At 74.5% G+C, this 18,012-nt stretch carries 16 protein-coding genes and 3 tRNA genes; 7 read left to right on the top strand and 12 right to left on the bottom strand.

Translation table 11 applies throughout. The features are described from left to right. Nucleotides 1-192: 192 nt before the first annotated feature. Entirely contained in the window at nt 193-1,893 is a 1,701-nt protein-coding gene (locus ABZ249_RS24965; RefSeq protein WP_355267345.1) for a helix-turn-helix domain-containing protein, read from the bottom strand. A 163-nt stretch (nt 1,894-2,056) separates the two neighbouring features. Between ABZ249_RS24965 and ABZ249_RS24960 the strand changes: the two genes are divergently transcribed. Beyond that, nucleotides 2,057-3,166, top strand: coding sequence for an alcohol dehydrogenase catalytic domain-containing protein (locus ABZ249_RS24960; protein ID WP_355267342.1), 1,110 nt, complete (start codon nt 2,057-2,059; stop codon nt 3,164-3,166). Nucleotides 3,167-3,239: 73 nt separating this feature from the next. Continuing rightward, nucleotides 3,240-4,667: a hypothetical protein gene (locus ABZ249_RS24955; protein ID WP_355267339.1), complete on the top strand. Its 1,428-nt coding sequence runs from the start codon at nt 3,240-3,242 to the stop codon at nt 4,665-4,667. An 82-nt stretch (nt 4,668-4,749) separates the two neighbouring features. Here ABZ249_RS24955 and ABZ249_RS24950 read toward each other — a convergent pair whose 3' ends face one another. Next, a complete protein-coding gene (locus ABZ249_RS24950) occupies nt 4,750-5,757 on the bottom strand; it encodes a DUF418 domain-containing protein (RefSeq protein ID WP_355267336.1) in 1,008 nt (335 codons plus the stop codon). A 120-nt stretch (nt 5,758-5,877) separates the two neighbouring features. Here ABZ249_RS24950 and ABZ249_RS24945 point away from each other — a divergent pair, with 120 nt between their 5' ends. Further along, the gene (locus ABZ249_RS24945; protein WP_355267333.1) at nt 5,878-7,038 is read left to right on the top strand and encodes a histidine kinase; all 1,161 of its coding nucleotides are present in this window, start codon (nt 5,878-5,880) and stop codon (nt 7,036-7,038) included. After that, nucleotides 7,035-7,679 (top strand): response regulator transcription factor, encoded by a 645-nt coding sequence (locus tag ABZ249_RS24940; protein ID WP_355267330.1) that lies wholly within the window; start codon nt 7,035-7,037, stop codon nt 7,677-7,679. Before ABZ249_RS24945 ends, ABZ249_RS24940 begins: the two co-directional genes overlap by 4 nt. An 18-nt stretch (nt 7,680-7,697) precedes the next feature. Here ABZ249_RS24940 and ABZ249_RS24935 read toward each other — a convergent pair whose 3' ends face one another. From ABZ249_RS24935 to ABZ249_RS24910, 6 genes are all read right to left on the bottom strand, one after another. Further along, nucleotides 7,698-8,453, bottom strand: coding sequence for a glycosyltransferase (locus tag ABZ249_RS24935; RefSeq protein ID WP_355267327.1), 756 nt, complete (start codon nt 8,451-8,453; stop codon nt 7,698-7,700). 3 nt (nt 8,454-8,456) lie between these two features. Next, nucleotides 8,457-9,251 carry a GntR family transcriptional regulator gene (locus tag ABZ249_RS24930; protein WP_355267324.1) on the bottom strand — a complete coding sequence of 265 codons (795 nt, stop codon included), beginning with the start codon at nt 9,249-9,251 and terminating at the stop codon, nt 8,457-8,459. A 280-nt stretch (nt 9,252-9,531) separates the two neighbouring features. Beyond that, nucleotides 9,532-9,605 (bottom strand) — tRNA-Phe (locus ABZ249_RS24925). 24 nt (nt 9,606-9,629) lie between these two features. Next, a tRNA-Asp gene (locus ABZ249_RS24920) sits at nt 9,630-9,704 on the bottom strand. 84 nt (nt 9,705-9,788) lie between these two features. Then, nucleotides 9,789-9,861: transfer RNA gene (locus tag ABZ249_RS24915), tRNA-Glu, on the bottom strand. A gap of 106 nt (nt 9,862-9,967) precedes the next feature. Then, a complete protein-coding gene (locus ABZ249_RS24910) occupies nt 9,968-11,500 on the bottom strand; it encodes a metallophosphoesterase (protein ID WP_355267385.1) in 1,533 nt (510 codons plus the stop codon). A gap of 115 nt (nt 11,501-11,615) precedes the next feature. Between ABZ249_RS24910 and ABZ249_RS24905 the strand changes: the two genes are divergently transcribed. Together ABZ249_RS24905 and ABZ249_RS24900 are read left to right on the top strand one after the other, a co-directional pair. Continuing rightward, nucleotides 11,616-11,966, top strand: a complete 351-nt coding sequence (locus ABZ249_RS24905) for a metallopeptidase family protein (RefSeq protein WP_220563625.1) — start codon at nt 11,616-11,618, stop codon at nt 11,964-11,966. A 343-nt stretch (nt 11,967-12,309) separates the two neighbouring features. Beyond that, complete coding sequence (locus ABZ249_RS24900) at nt 12,310-13,620, top strand: MFS transporter (RefSeq protein WP_355267319.1); 1,311 nt, start codon at nt 12,310-12,312, stop codon at nt 13,618-13,620. A 205-nt stretch (nt 13,621-13,825) separates the two neighbouring features. Here ABZ249_RS24900 and ABZ249_RS24895 read toward each other — a convergent pair whose 3' ends face one another. From ABZ249_RS24895 to ABZ249_RS24885, 3 genes are all read right to left on the bottom strand, one after another. Then, entirely contained in the window at nt 13,826-14,086 is a 261-nt protein-coding gene (locus tag ABZ249_RS24895; protein WP_220563627.1) for a PspC domain-containing protein, read from the bottom strand. A 216-nt stretch (nt 14,087-14,302) separates the two neighbouring features. Beyond that, the gene (locus ABZ249_RS24890; RefSeq protein ID WP_355267382.1) at nt 14,303-14,905 is read right to left on the bottom strand and encodes a TetR/AcrR family transcriptional regulator; all 603 of its coding nucleotides are present in this window, start codon (nt 14,903-14,905) and stop codon (nt 14,303-14,305) included. 91 nt (nt 14,906-14,996) lie between these two features. After that, on the bottom strand, nt 14,997-15,383 hold the full coding sequence (locus ABZ249_RS24885; RefSeq protein ID WP_355267316.1) for a PPOX class F420-dependent oxidoreductase: 387 nt from the start codon (nt 15,381-15,383) through the stop codon (nt 14,997-14,999). Nucleotides 15,384-15,668: 285 nt separating this feature from the next. On the opposite strand from ABZ249_RS24885, the gene ABZ249_RS24880 reads away from it, so the two are divergent. After that, complete coding sequence (locus ABZ249_RS24880; protein ID WP_355267313.1) at nt 15,669-17,072, top strand: dienelactone hydrolase family protein; 1,404 nt, start codon at nt 15,669-15,671, stop codon at nt 17,070-17,072. Here the strand turns inward: ABZ249_RS24880 and ABZ249_RS24875 are convergent. Beyond that, nucleotides 17,056-17,955 carry a LysR family transcriptional regulator gene (locus ABZ249_RS24875; RefSeq protein ID WP_355267310.1) on the bottom strand — a complete coding sequence of 300 codons (900 nt, stop codon included), beginning with the start codon at nt 17,953-17,955 and terminating at the stop codon, nt 17,056-17,058. The genes ABZ249_RS24880 and ABZ249_RS24875 overlap by 17 nt on opposite strands. Between the last annotated feature and the right edge of the window lie 57 nt (nt 17,956-18,012).

Here is an 18,012-nt window from a genome sequence, read left to right as displayed (position 1 = left end):
GTCCGGAACCTGCCGCGGCGGTCGGCCGACCCCCGGCGGCGGGGGCGGCGCGTCCCGTGCTCCGAGCCTTCCGCCGCGCGCCCGGGGGCGTCAATGACGGGTACCCCACGATTCAGGCCACCGGCGGTGCCGACCTGCACGGAGGCCGGGCGGCACGGCCGCGGGAGGGCGCTGGAGGGCGCGGCTCCCGGGTCAGCCGGGCGGCGCGGTCCCCGGGTCCGTCCGCCGCGCCGTGCCCCCGGGGCGGCGCAGGCCGACCTGGGCGTCGCGCACCTGGAGCGCCAGGTGCGTCTCCAGGCGGCGCGGCGAGGCGTCCCAGCCCGGGCCGAGCAGGGCGCCGATCCGGGTGAGCCGCTGCCGCACGGTGTTGCGGTGCAGGTGCAGCAGCTCGGCCACCCGGGCGACGCTGCCGTCGGTCTCCAGGTAGTAGAAGGCGGTGCGGGCCAGCTCGGTGCCCCGCTCCCGGTCGTAGGCCAGCAGCGGGTCGACGCCGCGGGTGAGCGACTCCGGCAGTCCCCCGGTACGGGCCAGGTCGAGGATCGCGTGGACCATGCCCAGCCGGTCGCCGTCGAGCACCCCGTCCCGGTCCAGGGTGATGAGCGATCCGAGCGCGAGCGAGGCCCGCCGGTGCGCGTCGGGCAGGTCCCCCGGGGCCGTGACCGGGCCCGCCGCACCGGCCCGCAGCGGTCGGCCCTGGCCGGCGAACGCCGTACGCAGCCTGTTCTCCCAGTCGGGCGAGGCGGTCACCAGGCACAGGTGGTCGGAGTGCGCGGTCATCACGGTCCGGCCGAGGGCCGACCGCAGGACCTGCCGGTACCGCCGCGCCTGCGCGGCGGGCACGTCCAGGGCCACGCACCACAGGCGGTCGTCGGTGTGCAGGCCCCAGCGGCGCATCCGCCGCTCCAGCCGGTCGTGCGGGAGGCCGGTCCCGGAGAGGAGGTCGTCGATCAGCTCGTCCTGGCCGCGCAGGTCGGTGTCCTCCTCGGCCCGGCTGAAGAGCAGGGCCAGGGCGGCGTGGACGGCGACCCTCTCCAGCAGCGCCCTGCCGTCCGCGCCCAGGACCGGCCCCGTGTGCAGGCTGCCCAGGGTCTCGGCCGCCGCGGTGACCGCGACGGCGGTCCCGGACTCGGGGACCCCGCCGGCCGGGTCCGCGGTCGTGGCGATCAGCGCGCCCGAGGTGTCCCGCAGGTACAGGTCGTCGTCGAGCGCTCCCCGCCCCACGGTGAGGACCCGCCCGACGTCGGGGGACACCATGACCGCGTCCAGCAGCCTGCGGTCCAGTTCCAGGATCCGGGTGGCCAGTTGCAGCTCGGCGGCGCTGCGCTTGTGCTCGGCGTTGAACAGCTCCGCCTGGCGGGCCGTCTCCTCGAAGCGCAGCGAGTTGTCGATCGCCACCGCGGCCTGCTTGGCGATCGACTCGACGCAGCTGACCTCCTCCGGCCCGAAGCGGCGCGCACGGCGCTCGGCCACGATGAGCGCGCCGATCACGCGCCCCGCGACCGTCAGGGGCGCGCCCATGATCGTCTCCACCGCCTCCGCGCGCACGATCTCGTCCACCTCGGGGTCGTGGACGACCGAGGCGTCGTCCAGGTAAGCGGTGGTCTGGAAGGGCGCCAGGCCGGTGGCCACCTGTCCCAGCACCCCGACCCCGAGCGGCATCCGCAGGGCGCGGTACGCGGGTGTGGTGACGCCGTCGGACTGGCGGATGTAGGTGTCGCCGCGCTCGGGGTCGTTGAGGCTGATGTAGGCCATGTCCGCGCCGACGACGGCGCGGGTACGGCGGACGATCGCCTGGAGGACGGCCTCCACGTCCCGCAGGGCCGCGAGGTCGGTGGCCGTGTCGAGCAGGACGCGCAGCAGGTCCTCGCGGGAACGCCGCATGGTGTGCTCCATGCACACATCGTAGGAGGATCAATGGCCTCCAGCACATCGTGTGCTACATCACCGGCCCGTTAACTTTCTGTAAGTTGCCTGGTCAAGCCGCATATGTCGGTTCCGACCGGGCTTCCGCTCGTCTTGAGGCGTACGCGGACCACACGAGAAAGGACGGACGACGATGCGGATCACCGGAGCGGTGCTGGAGCGGATCGGGATGCCGCGGCCGTACGCCGGCTCGGCCCCCGTCAGCGTGACGCGACTGGAGCTGGACGATCCGGGGCCGACCGAGGTGCGGGTGCGGATCGAGGCGGCCGGGGTGTGCCATTCGGACCTGTCGGTGCTCGACGGCAACCGCGTCCGCCCGGTCCCCATGCTCCTCGGCCACGAGGCCGCCGGCCGGGTCGAGGCCGTCGGCTCCGAGGTGACCGACCTCGCCGTGGGCCGCCGCGTCGTCATGGCCTTCCTCCCCCGCTGCGGTGACTGCGACGGCTGCCGCACCGACGGCCGCCTCCCCTGCGGGCCGGGCAGCGTCGCCAACAACGAGGGGCGCCTGCTGAACGGCGGCCGGCGCCTCACCCGCGACGGCGAGACCGTCCACCACCACCTGGGGGTCTCCGGCTTCGCGACCCACGCCGTGGTGGACCGCGCCTCGCTGGTCCCCGTGGACGACGACGTCCCCGCGGAGGTCGCGGCGGTCCTCGGCTGTGCCGTGCTCACCGGCGGCGGCGCGCTGCTCAACGCGGTGCGGGCCGGGGAGGGCGAGAGCGTCATGGTCGTGGGCCTGGGCGGTGTCGGCATGGCCGCGCTGCTGGCCGCCGCGGCGCAGGTGACCGGCGACGTCATCGCCGTCGACACGGTCCCCGAGAAGCTGGAGCTGGCCCGGGAGCTGGGCGCCACCCGCGCCTACACCCCGGAGGAGGTGTCCGCGCAGGGCATCAGGGCGTCCCACGTCATCGAGTGCGCCGGGCACCCGCGCGCGTTCGAGACCGCGTTCGCGGCCACGGCCCCGGGCGGCCGCACGGTGACCGTCGGCCTTCCCGGCCCCGACGCGACGGCACGGCTCTCCCCGCTCACCATGACCGCCGAGGCGCGCACCGTCATCGGCTCCTACCTGGGCTCGGCCGTCCCGGCCCGGGACATCCCGACCTTCGCCCAGTGGTGGCGCGAGGGCCGCCTGCCCGTGGAGCGGCTCATCAGCCGCCGGATCCGCCTGGACGAGATCAACGAGGCCATGGACGAGCTCGCCGACGGAAAGGCCGTGCGCCAGGTCATCGTCTTCGACGAGTGACCCGGCGATCCGCGTAGAAGTCATCCCGGGCGCCATCGTGCCCGGACCGCACGAAAGCACTGAGCACTGAACAATGAGTAAGAGATCCACCGGGCCGGACGCCGCCTCACCCCACTGGAAGGCCGGGCCGTTCGAGGTCCGCCTGCCGTTCGTCCACTACCGGTTCCAGTGGCAGGACTACACGCAGGGCCTGGTCATGTGCGCGGTCGACCTGTCCGCGATCCCCCTGCTGGTCGAGCTCCTCGGGATGCCCTTCGAGGCCGCGCTCGCCGTGGTCGTCCTCAACGGTGTGCTCTACCTGCTCCACCACCTGCTCGGCGACCCCGTGGTCCCGGGCTGGATCACACCGGCCATCCCCCTGCTCATGGTGTACTGCCAGCAGTTCCCCGAGGGCCCCGAACGGGTCCAGGCGCTCATCGCCTTCCAGCTCGTGCTCGCCGCGCTGTCGATCACGCTGGGGGTGACCGGACTGGCGGCGAAGGTGGTCCGGTTCATCCCGAACGCCCTGCGCGCGGGCATCGTCGTGGGCGCGGGCTTCGCCGCCGTCCAGAGCGTGTTCGCCGAGGGCGGCCGGTTCGAGTCGTTCCCCTGGACGATCTCGATCGCCGTGGGGCTGGCCTTCGTCCTGCTCTACTCCAAGGGCTTCGCCGCGGCGCAGAAGCGCAGCCGTGTGCTGCGGCTGATCGGGAGCCTGGGCATCCTGCCGTGCATCCTGCTCGCCGTCGTCGTCGCCCCGCTGTTCGGCGAGGCGCCCTGGCCGACCCTGGAGTGGGGCTTCGCGACCCCCGACTTCGTCACCCTGTGGACGCAGTACACCGTCTTCGGCGTGGGCCTGCCCCCGCTGACGATGCTGGTCACCGTGATCCCGACCGTGGCCGCGGCCTACATCGTGGTCTTCGGCGACGTGCTCCAGGCCCGCGCCGTCCTCGACGAGGCCGCCGAGGTGCGCACCGACGAGAAGGTCCGCTACAACCCGAACCGCGCCCACCTGATCTTCGGCGCCCGCAACGCCGTCATGGGCGTGATCGGCCCGGACGTCACCATGTGCGGCCCGCTGTGGGCCGCGATGCACGTGGCCATCTCCGAGCGGTACAAGAAGGGCCGCGACGCGATGCAGTCGATCTTCAGCGGCGCCGGATCGTTCCGCTGGGGCACCAACACCGGCCTGTGGCTGCTGCCGGTCGTGTCGCTCGTCGAACCCGTGCTCGGCGTGGCGCTCGCCCTCACCCTCATCATCCAGGGGTTCGTGAGCGTCAAGGTCGGGATCCTCGAAGCGCGCAGCAGGACCGACCTGGGCATCGCCGGTGTCACCGGCGCCGTCCTGGCCCTCAACGGCGCCGCCTGGGGCTTCGCCGTGGGCATCGTCCTGTGCCTGCTCATGTACGGCCGCCGGTTCTTCTCCGGCGAGGACGACGGTGTGATCAACCACGGGGAGAAGACCGCCCCGGACACCGCCGGGGACGCTGCCGGCGACACCGCAGGCGACGCAGTCCGGGACTGACGGCCTCCGCTCCGCCCGACGGCCGGCGCCCCCGCCCCCGATCCCCCGGGGGGCGGGGGCGCCGCCGTGTCCGCCGCGGCGGTCAGCCCGCCGGGACGGCCCCGGGAGCGGCGACGGTGCCTCGCCGGCCCCAGGTGGCCAGGCGCCAGAGCCACTCCACCGGCCCCTGGGGGAAGCGGCGCAGCCACAGGACGGCGAACACCCACTGCGCGGCCAGGAGCGTCCCGGCGACCGCCAGCGCCACCGGGAGGGAGTCGGCGATCGGCAGGCCCAGGAGGTGGGCGGCGCCCAGGACCAGGAGTGTGGCGCTCAGGTGCTGGGTCAGGGCGATCCGGCCCAGGGGCGCGAAGACGGCCGCCAGCACCGGCCGCAGCGGTGTCCTGAGCAGGACCAGCAGGACGCACACGTACGTCGCGGTGCGCAGCAGGTCCGCCGTGAGGATCTGCCACGCTACGGGCCCGGGCCCCGCCGCGGCCGGCGCCGCCCACCCGGCGAGCACCGCTCCCGCCGCACAGGCCAGGCCCACCAGGACCGGCCCTCGGGTGGAATGGTCGATCCGCGCGACCACCCCGTAGCGGACCAGCGCCGACCCCGTCAGGAACAGCCCGGCGACCAGCAGCGGACCCCCCATGCCGAGGAGCAGCCCCGTCGGGACGAGCGCGGCGGCCGCCCCGGCGACCGCCCACCGGGGCAGCCAGGACGAGGGCAGCAGGACCAGCAGGCCGACGACGGCGTAGACGCTGAGGATGTCCCCCGGCCACAGCAGCCGGTGCAGGAGGCCGATAACCAGGAGCGTCAGGAGGCGCCGCAGCAGCACGAGCCGCGGGCGGGGAGCACGGTCGCGGGCGGACTCCAGCAGGAGGGAGAAGCCGATGCCGAACAGCAGGGACAGGACCGGGAGGCCCAGCCACACGTGCGCGGCGCCCATGGGCGGTTCCACGGTGGCGGCGGCGGTGCCCGCGATCAGCCGGATGTTGGACACGAGGATCCCGCACATGGCGACTCCGCGCAGCACGTCCAGCGCGACGAGGCGGGTCCGGGCCGGCGGGTCCGGAGCGGTGCGCCCCGGGAGGGAGGGTTCGTTTGCCATGGGGCCGAGCCTGACGGGCCGCCTCGGCTCCGGGCACCGGCCGAAGGAAGGGTTCGCGGTCGCCGCGACAGTACTTTCGGCCGGTCCGCCGGCGGACCGGGCGTCCCTAGGCTGAACCCCGTGAACAGTGGAAACGGCTCCCCGGGGCGGTCCCGGTGGCGCGGCCGGGCGGCGGACGCGGCCCTGGCCGCGGTCCTCGCGGCGGCGATCGCCTTCCAGGCGTACGGCATCGCGTCGACCTGGGGCGGCGGCTACTGGTGGCCGGGTGCGGCCGCGGGCGCGGCGGTGGGCGTGATCGCCCTGCTGCGCCGCCGCGGCCGGGCGGTGGCGGCGGCCGCCGGGCTGACCGTGGCGGCGGCCTCGGTACCGGTCTCCTGGTGGTTCGGACTGCCCGCGGAACCCGGCCCGGCCGCGGCCCTCGCGCTGGCGGTGCTCACCGCCTCCGCCGTCGGCCGCCTGCCGGTCCGCCCGGCCTGCGCGGTGGCGGCCGGGGGGCTCGCGGTGGTCGGGATCGCCGCCCTCCCCGAGGTGGGCTCCTCCTCCGGCATGCCCGTGGTGTGGCTGAACCTGGTCCTGTGGCTGGGCGGCCTCACGGCCGGCCTGGGCCCCCGCCTGCTGGCCGCCCGCCGGCGGCGGGCCGCCGAGCGGGTGCGCCGCGACGAACGGCTGGCGGTGGCCAGGGAGCTGCACGACGTGGTCGCCCACCACATCACCGGCATCGTGATCGAGGCGCAGGCCGGGCGGATCGAGGCCCCTCAAGGTCCCGACGGCGGGAGGAGCCGGGACTCCTTCGCCGCCATCGAGGCCGAGGGGGCCGAGGCACTGGCCGCGATGCGCCGCGTCGTCGGCCTGCTGCGCGAGGAGGACGGCGCCTCCCTCGCCTCCCCCGCCGAGCGGCTCACCGACCTCGTCGAGCGGTTCGAGCGCCGGGGCGGTCCCCCGGTGCGCCTGCACCGGCCCGAGGACGAACCGGCGTGGCCGCCCGAGGTCGCCGCCGCCGTCCACCGCGTCGTCCAGGAGTCGCTGACCAACGTCGCGCGCCACGCCGCGCACGCCGGGGAGGTCACCGTCCGCGTCACCCGGGACGGGGAGGAGCTCACCGTGGAGGTCGCGGACGACGCCCCGGGCCCGCCCCCTCGGCCGCGGCCGGGCGGGTACGGGCTGGTCGGCATGGGCGAGCGGGTCCGGGCCCTGGGCGGCACACTGGAGGCCGGACCCCGCGGCGGGGGCGGCTGGTCCGTCGTCGCCGTCCTGCCCCTCGCCGACCGGAGGAGCCCATGACCGTCCGCGTACTGGTGGCCGACGACCAGGCGATGATCCGCAACGGCCTGCGCAGGATCATCGAGAGCCACCCCGGCCTCACCGTCGTGGCGGAGGCGGCGGACGGCGCCGAGGCGGTCGAGGCGGCCAGGCGCCTGCGCCCCGACGTGTGCCTGGTCGACATCCGCATGCCGCGCCTGGACGGCCTGGAGGTCACCCGGCTGTTGGCCGGCCCGGGTGTGGCCGACCCGCTGCGGGTCGTCGTGGTGACCACGTTCGACCTCGACGAGTACGTCTACGGAGCGCTGCGGGGCGGGGCCGTGGGCTTCGTCCTCAAGGATGCGGGGCCCGCCCTGCTCATCGAGGCCGTCCTGTCGGCGCACGCCGGGGACGCCCTCATCTCACCGGCGGTCACCCTGCGGCTGCTGCGGCACCTGACCGCCGCGGCGCCCGGCCGGGCCCTTGCGAACCCGCTGTCCGAGCGCGAGACCGAGGTGACCCGCGCCGTCGCCCGGGGGCGGACCAACCGGGAGGCCGCCGACGAGCTGTTCATCTCGGTCAGCACCGTCAAGGGCCACATGTCCGCCATCCAGGCCAAGCTCGGCCTGCGCAACCGCGTGGAGGTCGCCGCCTGGGCCTGGGAGCACGGCCTGATGGACTAGGGATCCCGCCGCACCGCTTCACCCGGCGGGGGCGCGGTACTCCCAGCCGGTCAGGGCGAGTGCCTCCGCGCGCTCCCGGACCACGCCCATGCGGGCGGAGCGCTCGGCCTCGTCCCGGTGGGCGGCCGCAGCCGTCACCTGGCCGGGCCACTTGCGGTAGAGCAGGCCGGGTTCGGCGGTGAACCAGCCGCGGGCGACCGCGTTGAGCGCGAGCAGGAGCCCGGTGTCCTCGGAGGCGGGCAGGGCCATCCACCCGCCCAGGGCCAGCAGCAGGTCCCGGCGCACGCACAGAGTGGCGGGGTGGACCTGCGCCCGGAAGCCGTGCGCCTTCCAGAAGTCCAGCACGGCGCCGCGTTCGATCGGCCCCTCCTCGGGGTCGCTGTCGAAGCCCTCGGTGGTGCCGTCCGGCAGCAGGTCCAGGGCACGCGAGGTGGCCCAGGCGGCCCCCTCGGTCAGGGCCCGGATGTCCCGGGCCAGGGCCCCCGGGGTGAGCCGGTCGTCGGCGTCGAGCACCTTGACGAACTCGCCCTCCGCCCGGCTGAGGCCCAGGGTCCGCGCCATGCCCGCCCGGCCGGCCCGCCCCTGCCCGAAGCTCACCCGGCCGTCGTCCGGCAGGTACGGGCGGACCCCGTCGGTCTCGCCGTCCTCCTGGACGACCCACTGCCACTCCCAGCCGTCGGGCAGCACCTGATCCGCCAGCGACCGGTGGGCCTCCGGCAGGAACCCCGCCCCGGGCGCGTGGACGGCCGTGATGACGGTGATCAGTCGGGGCATCGGCTACCAGCGCTCCAGCGGGGTCGTGAAGACCGCTTCGGTGCGGTCCCCGGGGAGGATGACCTCGGACCACTCGACGGCGCGGCCCCGGGTGTCGACCGAGGTCCTGTGCAGGACCATGACCGCGGTGCCCGCGCCCAGGCCGAGCCGTTCCGCCTCCTCCCCGGTCGGGAGGCGGGCCGTCACCCGCTCCTCGATCCGGTCGAGCTCGATGCCCACGGTGTGCAGCTGGCTCTGCGTGCCGCCGGGCCAGGGCTCCCTCGTCTCGTCGAGCAGGTCGGGGTTACCCTCGATGTGGTCCACCACCAGGTAGGAGCGCACCAGGTTGAACGGGGCGGGCTCGTCCCGGTGGCGGGTCCGGTAGAGGCGCTCCAGCAGCGCCGTCCCGGCGGGGACGCCGAGGGCGCTGGAGAGCTCCGCGTCGGCCTCCACCCGGTGGTAGGCGGCGCTGAACACCAGGTCGTCGACCTCCAGGCCGGTATCGCGCTCGGTGGCGCCGGTGGACAGCCGCTCGCCCAGGCCCGTCCGGGCCCGGTCCTTCTCCCACTGGTGCCGGTCGTTGGAGCGGCGGACCGCGCGGCGGGGCCTGCGCACCACGTCCCCGCGCCCGTCCCCGCCCTCGACCAGCCCCTCGGCCCGCAGCAGGCCGAGGGCCCGGCGCACGGCGGGCAGCGCCTCGCCGTAGCCGTCGGCCAGCTCCGCCTCTCCGGGCAGCGGCTCCCCCGGCTCCGTTTCCCCGGCCCGGATGCGCCGCCGCAGGTCCTCCGCGATGCGCTCGTGGGCCTCTCCCGCGGCCATACGCCGACCCCCGTCCTCCCCGTAGGCGTCCCGCCGACCCTAACCCCGCCAGGCCCCGCCCGCCCCGCACCCCCGCGGCGCGCCCCACCACCGGGGGATTCGAGGAGACCCACGCCAAGCACCTCGTGGGCGAGGAGGACAGCCGCCACCGAGCCCGGGAGCTTCGGTACGCATTCAGCACAGCGGCCCACCGAGACCCGCCGCCGGCCGCCGAGGCATGAAAAAGGCCCCGCCGCCTGTTCGCACAGGTGGCGGGGCCTTTTCGCATGTCTTGAGGTTGTGGCTAGGGGCGGGGTCGAACCGCCGACCTTCCGCTTTTCAGGCGGACGCTCGTACCAACTGAGCTACCTAGCCGTACCGCCGAGAGATCGGCGAGCGCGGTCCTGACGGGATTTGAACCCGCGGCCTCCACCTTGACAGGGTGGCGAGCACTCCTAACTGCTCCACAGGACCTGGTTTCGGTCGCTTCCCGGGGCTCCCCGGTCCGCGTCCGCGGTTCCATTCTGCCAGACATCCGACAGTGGTCGAACCGCCTCGTACCCCCAACGGGATTCGAACCCGCGCTACCGCCTTGAAAGGGCGGCGTCCTAGGCCGCTAGACGATGGGGGCCCGTGTGACAGGTCCAGCATAGGGGAGATTCCCACCAACACCAAAGCGATTTGCCCACTCCGGGGAAAGCGTCCCGACCTGCGGCGACGCCGTCCGTACGGGCTGTTCAGCGGTCCCGTCCGCCGTCGTCGGACTCCTCGTCGGCGTCCGGCGAGGGCTCGCCCACCGGCCGGTCCGGGTCGGCCTCGATGTGGCGTTCGACCTGGGCCGACGTCAGCCCGAGCCCGCCCAGGTCGATGTCGTCGCGGGCTTGCAGCCGCCCGGTCTCGGCGTCGAAGTACAGCACCGAGGCCTGGTACGGGGTCGGCCGCCCCCGGCCGTGATCAAGGCCACGCAGCCCGGCGCCGCCGGTGGAGCCCTGGACGAGGAACCGGGTGCCCTCGTCGGAGACCCGGGTGGAGCGCAGGTGGTCGCCGCCGGTGAGCACCAGCGGGACGACCCCGTCGAACGCCGCCGCCTGCGTCTGCGTGTGCAGGAGGGCGAGGTCGACCTCCTCCCGGCTCCCGATGACCTCCGCCGCCTGCTCCTCGCCGAGCGCGGCCACGCCTTCGGCCGTCGGGTTGAGCCGGGTCGCGTCGGGCGTGTACCGCGGGTCCCCCGCCCCGTACAGGGTGAGCCCGCCGACCTCGCGGATCTCCCCGTCCAGCACCACGGCGTTGGGCTGGGCCGCCACCGCGCGCTGGGTGCCCATGGAGTCGTGCTGCCCGCGCACCCACACGTAGGGGACGTCGAGCTCGCCGATCTCGTCGGCGAACACGTCCTCGGCGGCGCTGCCCCGGTCGGTGAGGTCGCCGGAGTCCACGATGAAGTCGACGGCGTACTGCTCCCGCAGGGTGCGGATGATGCTCCACGACGCAGGATTGAGCTGGATGTCGGACACGTGCAGCACCCGGATGACCGTCTCGTCCTCCTCGTACACCGGCAGGCCCGAGGTCGCCTCGTAGATCATCGCGACGTTGCCGACCAGCCCTGCGAGCTGCTCCTGGTACTCGTTGAACCGGCCCACGACCTCCTCGGCGCTGCCGACGACCTGGGGGGCGCCCGCGATCAGGCCGGTGTAGCGGGGCTCGGCGATGGCGCTCGGGTTGAAGGTGTACCCCGCGGCCGCCCCGGACCCGGCCAGGACCGCCAGGCAGACCCCGGACCCGGCCAGCGCCCGCCACGCGTTGCGGAACAGCAGCAGGCCCATGACGGCCGCGCCCAGCGCCGCGGCGAGGATCGACCGGACCACCAGGGCGATGACCCCCTCGCGCAGGTCGGAGCCGATCCCGGCGGCCATCCGGTTGATGGCGTCGGGGTCGGCGAACATCTCCTGGGCCGCGGAGAGCCGGATGTCGGAGATGGTCGCCTCCAGCCGCAGCGGCGCGCTGTGGGTGTCGAAGGCGAGCTGCCCCAGGGGCGCCACGTTGACGACGGTCTCGCCCCGCCACTGGGGGCTGAGGCTCAGGGTGACGTCCGCGGGTCCGATCGGGGTGACGACCTGGCCGGCCAGCGCCAGGCCGAGCCATCCGCCGACCAGGCCCGCGACGACGACGCAGCTCCAGCGCCAGGCCCGGCCGGCCCGTATCCGGGACAGGGCCTCGCGGAGGCGCCGGGCGGCGCCGCGGAAGTCGTACGCGCGGATCGCTTCCCAAGACAACACCCCCCCATCATGCCGCTGACGGGGACCGTTCCCAACGTTTCCTCCCGACCAGAGTGTTATGTCGATCCCGCCCCCGGACGCGGGGTCGGCGGGGCGGCGCCCGGGCGGCACAATGGCGGTTGTGGTGGAACTGACGCGCAGGGAGTTCGAGGAACTGGTCGCCGACGCGCTCGACCAGATCCCGCCGGAGCTGGCGGGCCTCATGGACAACGTGGTGATCACCGTCCAGGACGAGTCGCCCGACGGGCTGCTCGGCCTCTACGAGGGAATTCCGCTGACCGAGCGGGGGGATTCCTACTTCGGCGTGCTGCCGGACCAGATCTTCATCTACCGGCTCGGCATCTGCGCGATCTGCGAGACCCGGGAGGACGTCGTCGAAGAAGTCCTGATCACGGTCGTCCACGAGATCGCGCACCATTTCGGTATTGACGACGAACGCCTGCACGAGCTGGGCTGGGGCTGATCAGGGTCGCCCTGATGGGCGCTGCGCGACCGACCGAAACCCCCACCCCCGGAGGGGACCGGGTACCGCTCCGAGCGCTCTCCGTACACGGATCCGCGGCCGCGGACCACTGGCGCGCACCCCGGATCCCCTGTCTTTTCGGCGTTTCCACAGCGAGCGGCGGAAACGGCTCCGAGTACCGATAGGGATCAAGGCCCTGTGACCCGACGATCCATTACCCCCAGCAACGAATCAGACACGAATTCCTTGCAACGCCTTGCGAGGAAGCTCACGTTCCGGGACGGTTGGTCATTGGGACACGACACAGCGTGATTTCAACCCTGTAACAGTAAGGGAGTGCCGGATGGCCAATCCGCGCCTCGACAAGACACCTGACGACGAGGGCCACGAGCCCCCGTCTTCCCCCCAGAAGGACGCTTGGCGCAGCAGCTATCGCGAGGTCATGGCGCTCGGGGAGTTCCGTGCCATCTGGTCGGCCCACACCATCGCCACCATCGGCACCAACCTCCTCAACATCGCGGCGAGCATCCTCGTCTACCAGATCACCGGCTCGCCCCTGGCCGCGGGTTTCACCATCGCCCTCGGCTTCCTCCCCCCGCTCATCGCCGGGCCGTTCCTCTCCGGGCTGGCCGACCTCTTCCCCCGCCGCCGGGTGATGGTGGTCTGCGACCTCCTGCGCGCCGTGCTCATCGTCTCCATCGGCATCCCGGGACTGCCGCTGTGGGCGGTCTGGCTGCTGCTGTTCTGCTCGGTGCTGCCCGCGCTCCCCTTCGCCGCCGCCCGCGCCGCCATGCTGTCCGAGATCATCCAGGGCGAGCGCTACGTCGCCAGCACGGCGATCATCCAGCTCACCGCCCAGGTCGGGATCCTGGTGGGCTTCATGGCCGGGGGCTTCACCTCGGGCCTGTTCGGACCGCACACCACCGTGATGTGCAACGGGGCGCTGTTCGTCGTGACCGCGCTCATCGTGCGGTTCGGGGTCAAGGCGCGGCCCGCCCCCGAGCGCACGGAGAAGGAGGAGGGCGGCGGTTTCGCGACGGTGGTCGCCGGCGGGGCCAGGCTGGTCTTCGGCGACCCCCGGCTGCGCACGCTGGCCCTGATGGCCTGGCTGGCCGGGCTCTACATGGTCCCCTACGGGTTGGCGACCCCGCTGGCGGCCGAGGCGGGCGGCGGTGAGACCGCGGCCGGCGTCGTGATGGCGGGGACGTCGATCGGCGCCCTCGTGGGCGGCCTGGTGCTGACCCGCCTGGTGCCGCCGGTGACCCGGCTCCGGCTGCTGGGCCCGCTGGCCGTGCTGGCGTCGGTGCCCCTGCTGGTGTGGCTGTTCGACCCGCCGCTGTGGCTCATGGTGGTCGCGCTGGCGGCGTCCGGCGCCACCGCCTCCTACCAGTTCGTGGCCAACGCCGCGTTCGTGCTGTGCGTCCCGCCGGACGGCCGGGCGCGGGCCTTCGGCCTGGTCGCCGCGGGTCTACAGGTCTCCCAGGGACTGGGCATCCTGGCGGGCGGCTTCTTCGCGGAGTTCTTCGGCACCGGAACGGTCGTGGTCGGCGCGGGTGTGCTGGGCATCGTGTTCGCGCTGCTGCTGGCCCTGCCCTGGTCGCGGATGAGCGACGAGGTCACGCGCAGGATGCAGGAGAGCGAAGCCCCGGCCTGACCAGGGGTCCGGCCCCGCGCTCCGCGGCCGTCCGCCGCGGGGCGCCGGTCCCCGGCCCGGGAACGTCCCTAGGACCGGGGCCGACGGCCCGCGGCGTCGGCGCGGCACTCGCCGGGGTTCTCGCGCTCCTCCTCGGCCTCGTGGTCGGGCCGCTGGGCCCGGAGGTCGCGTCGTTCCCAACCCGGATGTGCTCGCAGGCTCCACATCAGTTCTGTCCCGGCTTTCCCTGGAAGTTTCGGATGATCTGTTCGAGCAGCGAGTGCTGCTCGCCCTCGGCCGGCATGATCAGCAGCGCGAGGATGTACACGAAGACGCCGCTGAAGCCGAGCACGGTGAGGACGACGAAAACGAGGCGGACGATGTTGGCGTCGATGCCGAGGTAGTCGGCGATACCGCCGCACACACCGGCCAGGAAGCGGTTGTCGTTGCTGCGCCGGAAGCGCTTGCCCTGGAGTTTCTCGTTCATATCCTCAGCCTGCCCGCCCGCGGCGCCGCTGCCCATCGGGGAGAGCCCTGGAGCGTCCCTGACATCCCCCCGACGCCCCTGACGGGGCCCGGGGACACCCCGGCGGGGTGCCCGGCGATGAGACGCGGCCGACGCGCCCGCCGTTCCCCCCGGACCGGTGAGTCATGGAGCACACTACGGGCCGGGTACGACGAACGGCGGCCGCCGCGGCCCGGCTCAGCGGCGGCCGTAGACCTCGCCCAGGACACTGAACGAGTCGCGGACCCGGGCGCGGATGCCCTCGGCGTCCTCCTCCTCGGAATAGTGCAGCCGGCGCATGGTGTGCCGCATGACGGCCATCGCGGTCACGGCGGCCAGCTGGGCCCGGTCCGACTCGGGAGGCTCGCCCAGGCGCCCGGCGATCGCCCGCGCCAGCACCTGCTCCATGTCGTGGAACCTGGCCAGCACGCCGGGGACGAGCTGGGGCTCGCGGTCCATCAGCCGCTTGCGCAGCCCCATCTCCTCCCGCTGGGCGGGGAGGTCGTCGACGTCGAGGAGGAACGCGATGAGCAGCCCGACGAGGTCGTCGGTGAAGTCCCCGGTGGGGCCGCCCGAGGCGAACTCCCGGGCGGCGCTCTCGTCCACCTCCCGGGGCAGCTCGCCCAGGAGGGCCTCCTCCTTCGTCCCGAAGTAGTTGAAGAAGGTCCGTGTGGAGACCCCGACGTCGGCGGCGATCTCCTCCACCGTGACGTTCTCGAGGCCGTGTTCGAGTGTGAGCCGCACGGCGGCCTCCCGGAGGGCGCGCCGTGTGGCCGCCTTCTTGCGCTCGCGCAGCCCCATCCGCTCCTCCTCCCTCCGTTCCCCGGTCACCTGTAACGCTCCTCTCCCGAGCCCGGCGCCCACCGTGCGGCCCGGCGGACCGCGTGTCCGGTCAGCGTCCGACGAACCGCTCGGGGCGGACGCGGACGACGACACGCCTCTCCTCGTCACTGTGCCAGGGATACGGGGTGCCGAGGTACTTGTGGGCCATCCGGTCGATGAAGGACTTGTCCGGGTCCTCGTCCACCCGGTCGACCACTCCGCGCACCTCCACGTACATGTAGGGGTTGTCGGGGTCGAGGACGGAGACCGCCACCCGGCCGTCCCGGGCGAGGTTCTTGAGCTTCTGCCGGGTGGTGGTCTGGCTGAAGCTCAGGTACTCCCCGTCCCAGTCGACCCACACCGGGCTGACCTGCGGTTCACCGTCCGGTCCCAGGGTGGCCACGTGCCCGAACGCGGGCTTGCGCAGGATCTCCTGCTGGTGCTCGGCGAACTCCATGGGGTGCTCCTCCTTCTCGTCCGCGGCCGCCGGCCGGCCGCTGCCTGCGAGTACACCAGTGCCCCGGGGAGGGATCGCGGAACGCCACGGGGCGGCCGGGGAACCGGCCGCCGTCCGGGCGGGGTCCCGGGGCCCGCCCGTGCGGCCGACCTTCGTCGGCGACGATCGTCGGGGCCCGCGCCTGCGACCACCTCCCCGGGGCCGATGCGCCGCTCCCGCACCCGCTCGTAGTGTCATCGCGGGACCGCCGCCGGGGCCGGTCCGGCGCGACCCGAGGGGACGTCCATGACCTGGCCGGAGGCCCTGCTCCTGGGGGCGATCGCCCTGCTGCTGCTCACCCTGTGCCTGCCGGAGCGGGTCCGCCGGCCGGCGGTCGTCTCGGGGATGGCCCTGGTGGCGGCCTGCACCGCGGCCGGGGTCCCGGCCGGACCCCGCTGGCAGTGGCTCCCGATCGCTGCGGGCGCGCTCGCCGCCCTCCTCCTGGGGGCCCTGCGCCTGCGGGGGCCGCGGCCGGTGCGCCGCCCGGCCCTGCGGGCCGCCGCGTCGGCACTGGTCCTGGCGTCCTGCCTGGGCGCGGCGGGGGCGGGCGGGCTGGCCGCCTGGTCGGTCCCGGTCCCGGCCTTCCCCGAGCCCTCCGGGCCGTACCCGGTCGGCGCGGTCACCGTGCAGTGGGAGGACCCCGACCGGGAGGAGACCTGGACCGACGACCCGCGGGACCACCGGGTGGTCGTGGCCCGGGTCTGGTACCCGGCCGCCCCGGACGGCGCCGGGGACCGTGCGCCATCGGCCTACCTGGGGCGCGACGCCGCCGAGGCGGAGACCGTGGCCGAGGGGCTGGCCGCGGGGTTCGGCCTGCCGGGGTTCGTGTTCTCCGACGCGGCCGCCGCCCGCGCCCGAGCGGTCACCGGTGCCGCGCCCGCCGCAGGCCCGCACCCGGTGGTGCTCTTCTCCCCGGGGCTGGGCGGCGTGCGCACCCAGAACACGGTGTGGGCGGAGGGCCTGGCCTCCCACGGCTACGTGGTGGCGGCCCTGGACCACCCCTACGACTCGGCGGTGGTGGTCCTCGACGACGGCACCGAGGTGCGCGGAGCGGTGGCGGCCACCGGCGACCCGGCACGGGACGACCGGCTGGCCCGGGAGTGGGCGGACATCCGCGCCGCCGACCTGGACCTGGCACTGGTCCGGCTGCTGGAGGCGGACGGCGGCCCGCCGGCCGGGCTGGCCGACCCCGGCCGCGTGGCCGTGGCGGGGCACTCCCTGGGCGGGGCGGCCGCCCTGCTGGCGGCCGAGGACGACCCGCGCTACCACGCGGTCGTGAACCTGGACGGCCTGCCGCGGCTGTCCGCCGACGCCTCCCTCCCGCAGCCGCTGCTGGCCCTGGTGGCCGCGTCCGGGACCGGCAGCGAGGAGGGCGACGCCCGCTACGCCCGGGAGCTGGACGCGGCCTTCGCGGCCTCCGCCGGACCCGGGTACGAGCTCACCGTGCCGGGAACGGCGCACCTGGGGTTCAGCGACTCCCCGTTCCTGCTGCCGCCCCTGCCCTCCCTGGTGGGGTCGCTGGGGCGGGAGGAGACGGCTCGGATCACCGAGGCGGCCTGCCTGGCCTTCCTGGACTCGGCCCTGAACGGCGGCGGCGCCGACGTCACCGGCGCGCTGTCCGGCCTGGGCCGGCTCACCCCGAAGCCGTAGCCCGTCCCGCCGTGGCGGGGAGCGGGGGCGGCGCCTGCCCGTACACCTCGGCGAGCAGGGCGACCGCGGCGAAGGCGGCGGGGTGTGGGTCGTGCGGCCGCCAGATCGCCCGGACCGGGATGGCCGGGGCGTCGCGCACCGGCCGGAACACGACCCCGTCACGGCGGTACTGGGCGACCGTGCCCTCGGCGGTGATGCCGACGCAGCGGCCGGTGGCGATCTCGGCCAGCCAGTCGTCGATGTCCTGGGTGTGCTCCAGCGCGGGCCGCCGGTCGGCGGGCCACAGGTGGGCGGTGGTGGTGCCGGTGCGGCGGTCGACGAGGACGCGCCGGTCGGCGATCTCCGCGAGGCGCACGGAGCGCCGCCGGGCCCAGGGGTCGTCGGAGGCCATGGCGCAGACACGGCGTTCGTGCCCCACGACCGCGCCGTCGAACTGGCGCCCGTCCACGGCCGCGCGCACCACGGCCAGGTCGCAGGCGCCCTCGGCCAGCCCCGCGGTGGGGGTGTTGGTGCGGACCAGGTGCAGTTCCACGTCGGGGTGGCGTTCGGCCCACAGCCGCTGGAACCTGCGGGTGTGCCGCCCGACCGCCGACCAGGCGTGGCCCAGGCGCAGCCGGCGGTGGCCGCTGGTGGCCTCGGTGACCAGGTCGTCGACCTCGGCCAGGACGGTCCTGGCGCGGGCCAGCACCCGCCGCCCGGCGGCGGTGGGCGTGACCTCGCGGCTGGTGCGGTGCAGCAGCCGGGTGCCCAGCGCCCGTTCCAGGGCGGCCAGGCCCCGGGACACCGCGGCCTGGGAGACGCCCAGGTGGAGGGCGGCGTCGGTGAAGGTCCCGGTGTCGGCGATGGCGACCAGGCAGCGCAGGTGACGCAGCTCGACATCCATACGATCAGCGTATGCGAGGGGCGTCGCATGCATTTTGCGCATGCGCGGCCGGACCGC

It is taken from the genome of Nocardiopsis sp. NPDC006139, assembly GCF_040614155.1.
GTDB lineage: Bacteria > Actinomycetota > Actinomycetes > Streptosporangiales > Streptosporangiaceae > Nocardiopsis > Nocardiopsis changdeensis.
This window is presented reverse-complemented; position numbering and strand designations above follow the sequence as displayed.

What these genes read in the sequence shown, in the direction of transcription:
- ABZ249_RS24965 (WP_355267345.1), bottom strand. Translation starts at nt 1,893, where the DNA reads ATGGAGCACACCATGCGGCGTTCCCGCGAGGACCTGCTGCGCGTCCTG.
- ABZ249_RS24960 (WP_355267342.1), top strand. Translation starts at nt 2,057, where the DNA reads ATGCGGATCACCGGAGCGGTGCTGGAGCGGATCGGGATGCCGCGGCCG.
- ABZ249_RS24955 (WP_355267339.1), top strand. Translation starts at nt 3,240, where the DNA reads ATGAGTAAGAGATCCACCGGGCCGGACGCCGCCTCACCCCACTGGAAG.
- ABZ249_RS24950 (WP_355267336.1), bottom strand. Translation starts at nt 5,757, where the DNA reads ATGGCAAACGAACCCTCCCTCCCGGGGCGCACCGCTCCGGACCCGCCG.
- ABZ249_RS24940 (WP_355267330.1), top strand. Translation starts at nt 7,035, where the DNA reads ATGACCGTCCGCGTACTGGTGGCCGACGACCAGGCGATGATCCGCAAC.
- ABZ249_RS24935 (WP_355267327.1), bottom strand. Translation starts at nt 8,453, where the DNA reads ATGCCCCGACTGATCACCGTCATCACGGCCGTCCACGCGCCCGGGGCG.
- ABZ249_RS24930 (WP_355267324.1), bottom strand. Translation starts at nt 9,251, where the DNA reads ATGGCCGCGGGAGAGGCCCACGAGCGCATCGCGGAGGACCTGCGGCGG.
- ABZ249_RS24905 (WP_220563625.1), top strand. Translation starts at nt 11,616, where the DNA reads ATGGCGGTTGTGGTGGAACTGACGCGCAGGGAGTTCGAGGAACTGGTC.
- ABZ249_RS24900 (WP_355267319.1), top strand. Translation starts at nt 12,310, where the DNA reads ATGGCCAATCCGCGCCTCGACAAGACACCTGACGACGAGGGCCACGAG.
- ABZ249_RS24895 (WP_220563627.1), bottom strand. Translation starts at nt 14,086, where the DNA reads ATGAACGAGAAACTCCAGGGCAAGCGCTTCCGGCGCAGCAACGACAAC.
- ABZ249_RS24890 (WP_355267382.1), bottom strand. Translation starts at nt 14,905, where the DNA reads ATGGGGCTGCGCGAGCGCAAGAAGGCGGCCACACGGCGCGCCCTCCGG.
- ABZ249_RS24885 (WP_355267316.1), bottom strand. Translation starts at nt 15,383, where the DNA reads ATGGAGTTCGCCGAGCACCAGCAGGAGATCCTGCGCAAGCCCGCGTTC.
- ABZ249_RS24880 (WP_355267313.1), top strand. Translation starts at nt 15,669, where the DNA reads ATGACCTGGCCGGAGGCCCTGCTCCTGGGGGCGATCGCCCTGCTGCTG.
- ABZ249_RS24875 (WP_355267310.1), bottom strand. Translation starts at nt 17,955, where the DNA reads ATGGATGTCGAGCTGCGTCACCTGCGCTGCCTGGTCGCCATCGCCGAC.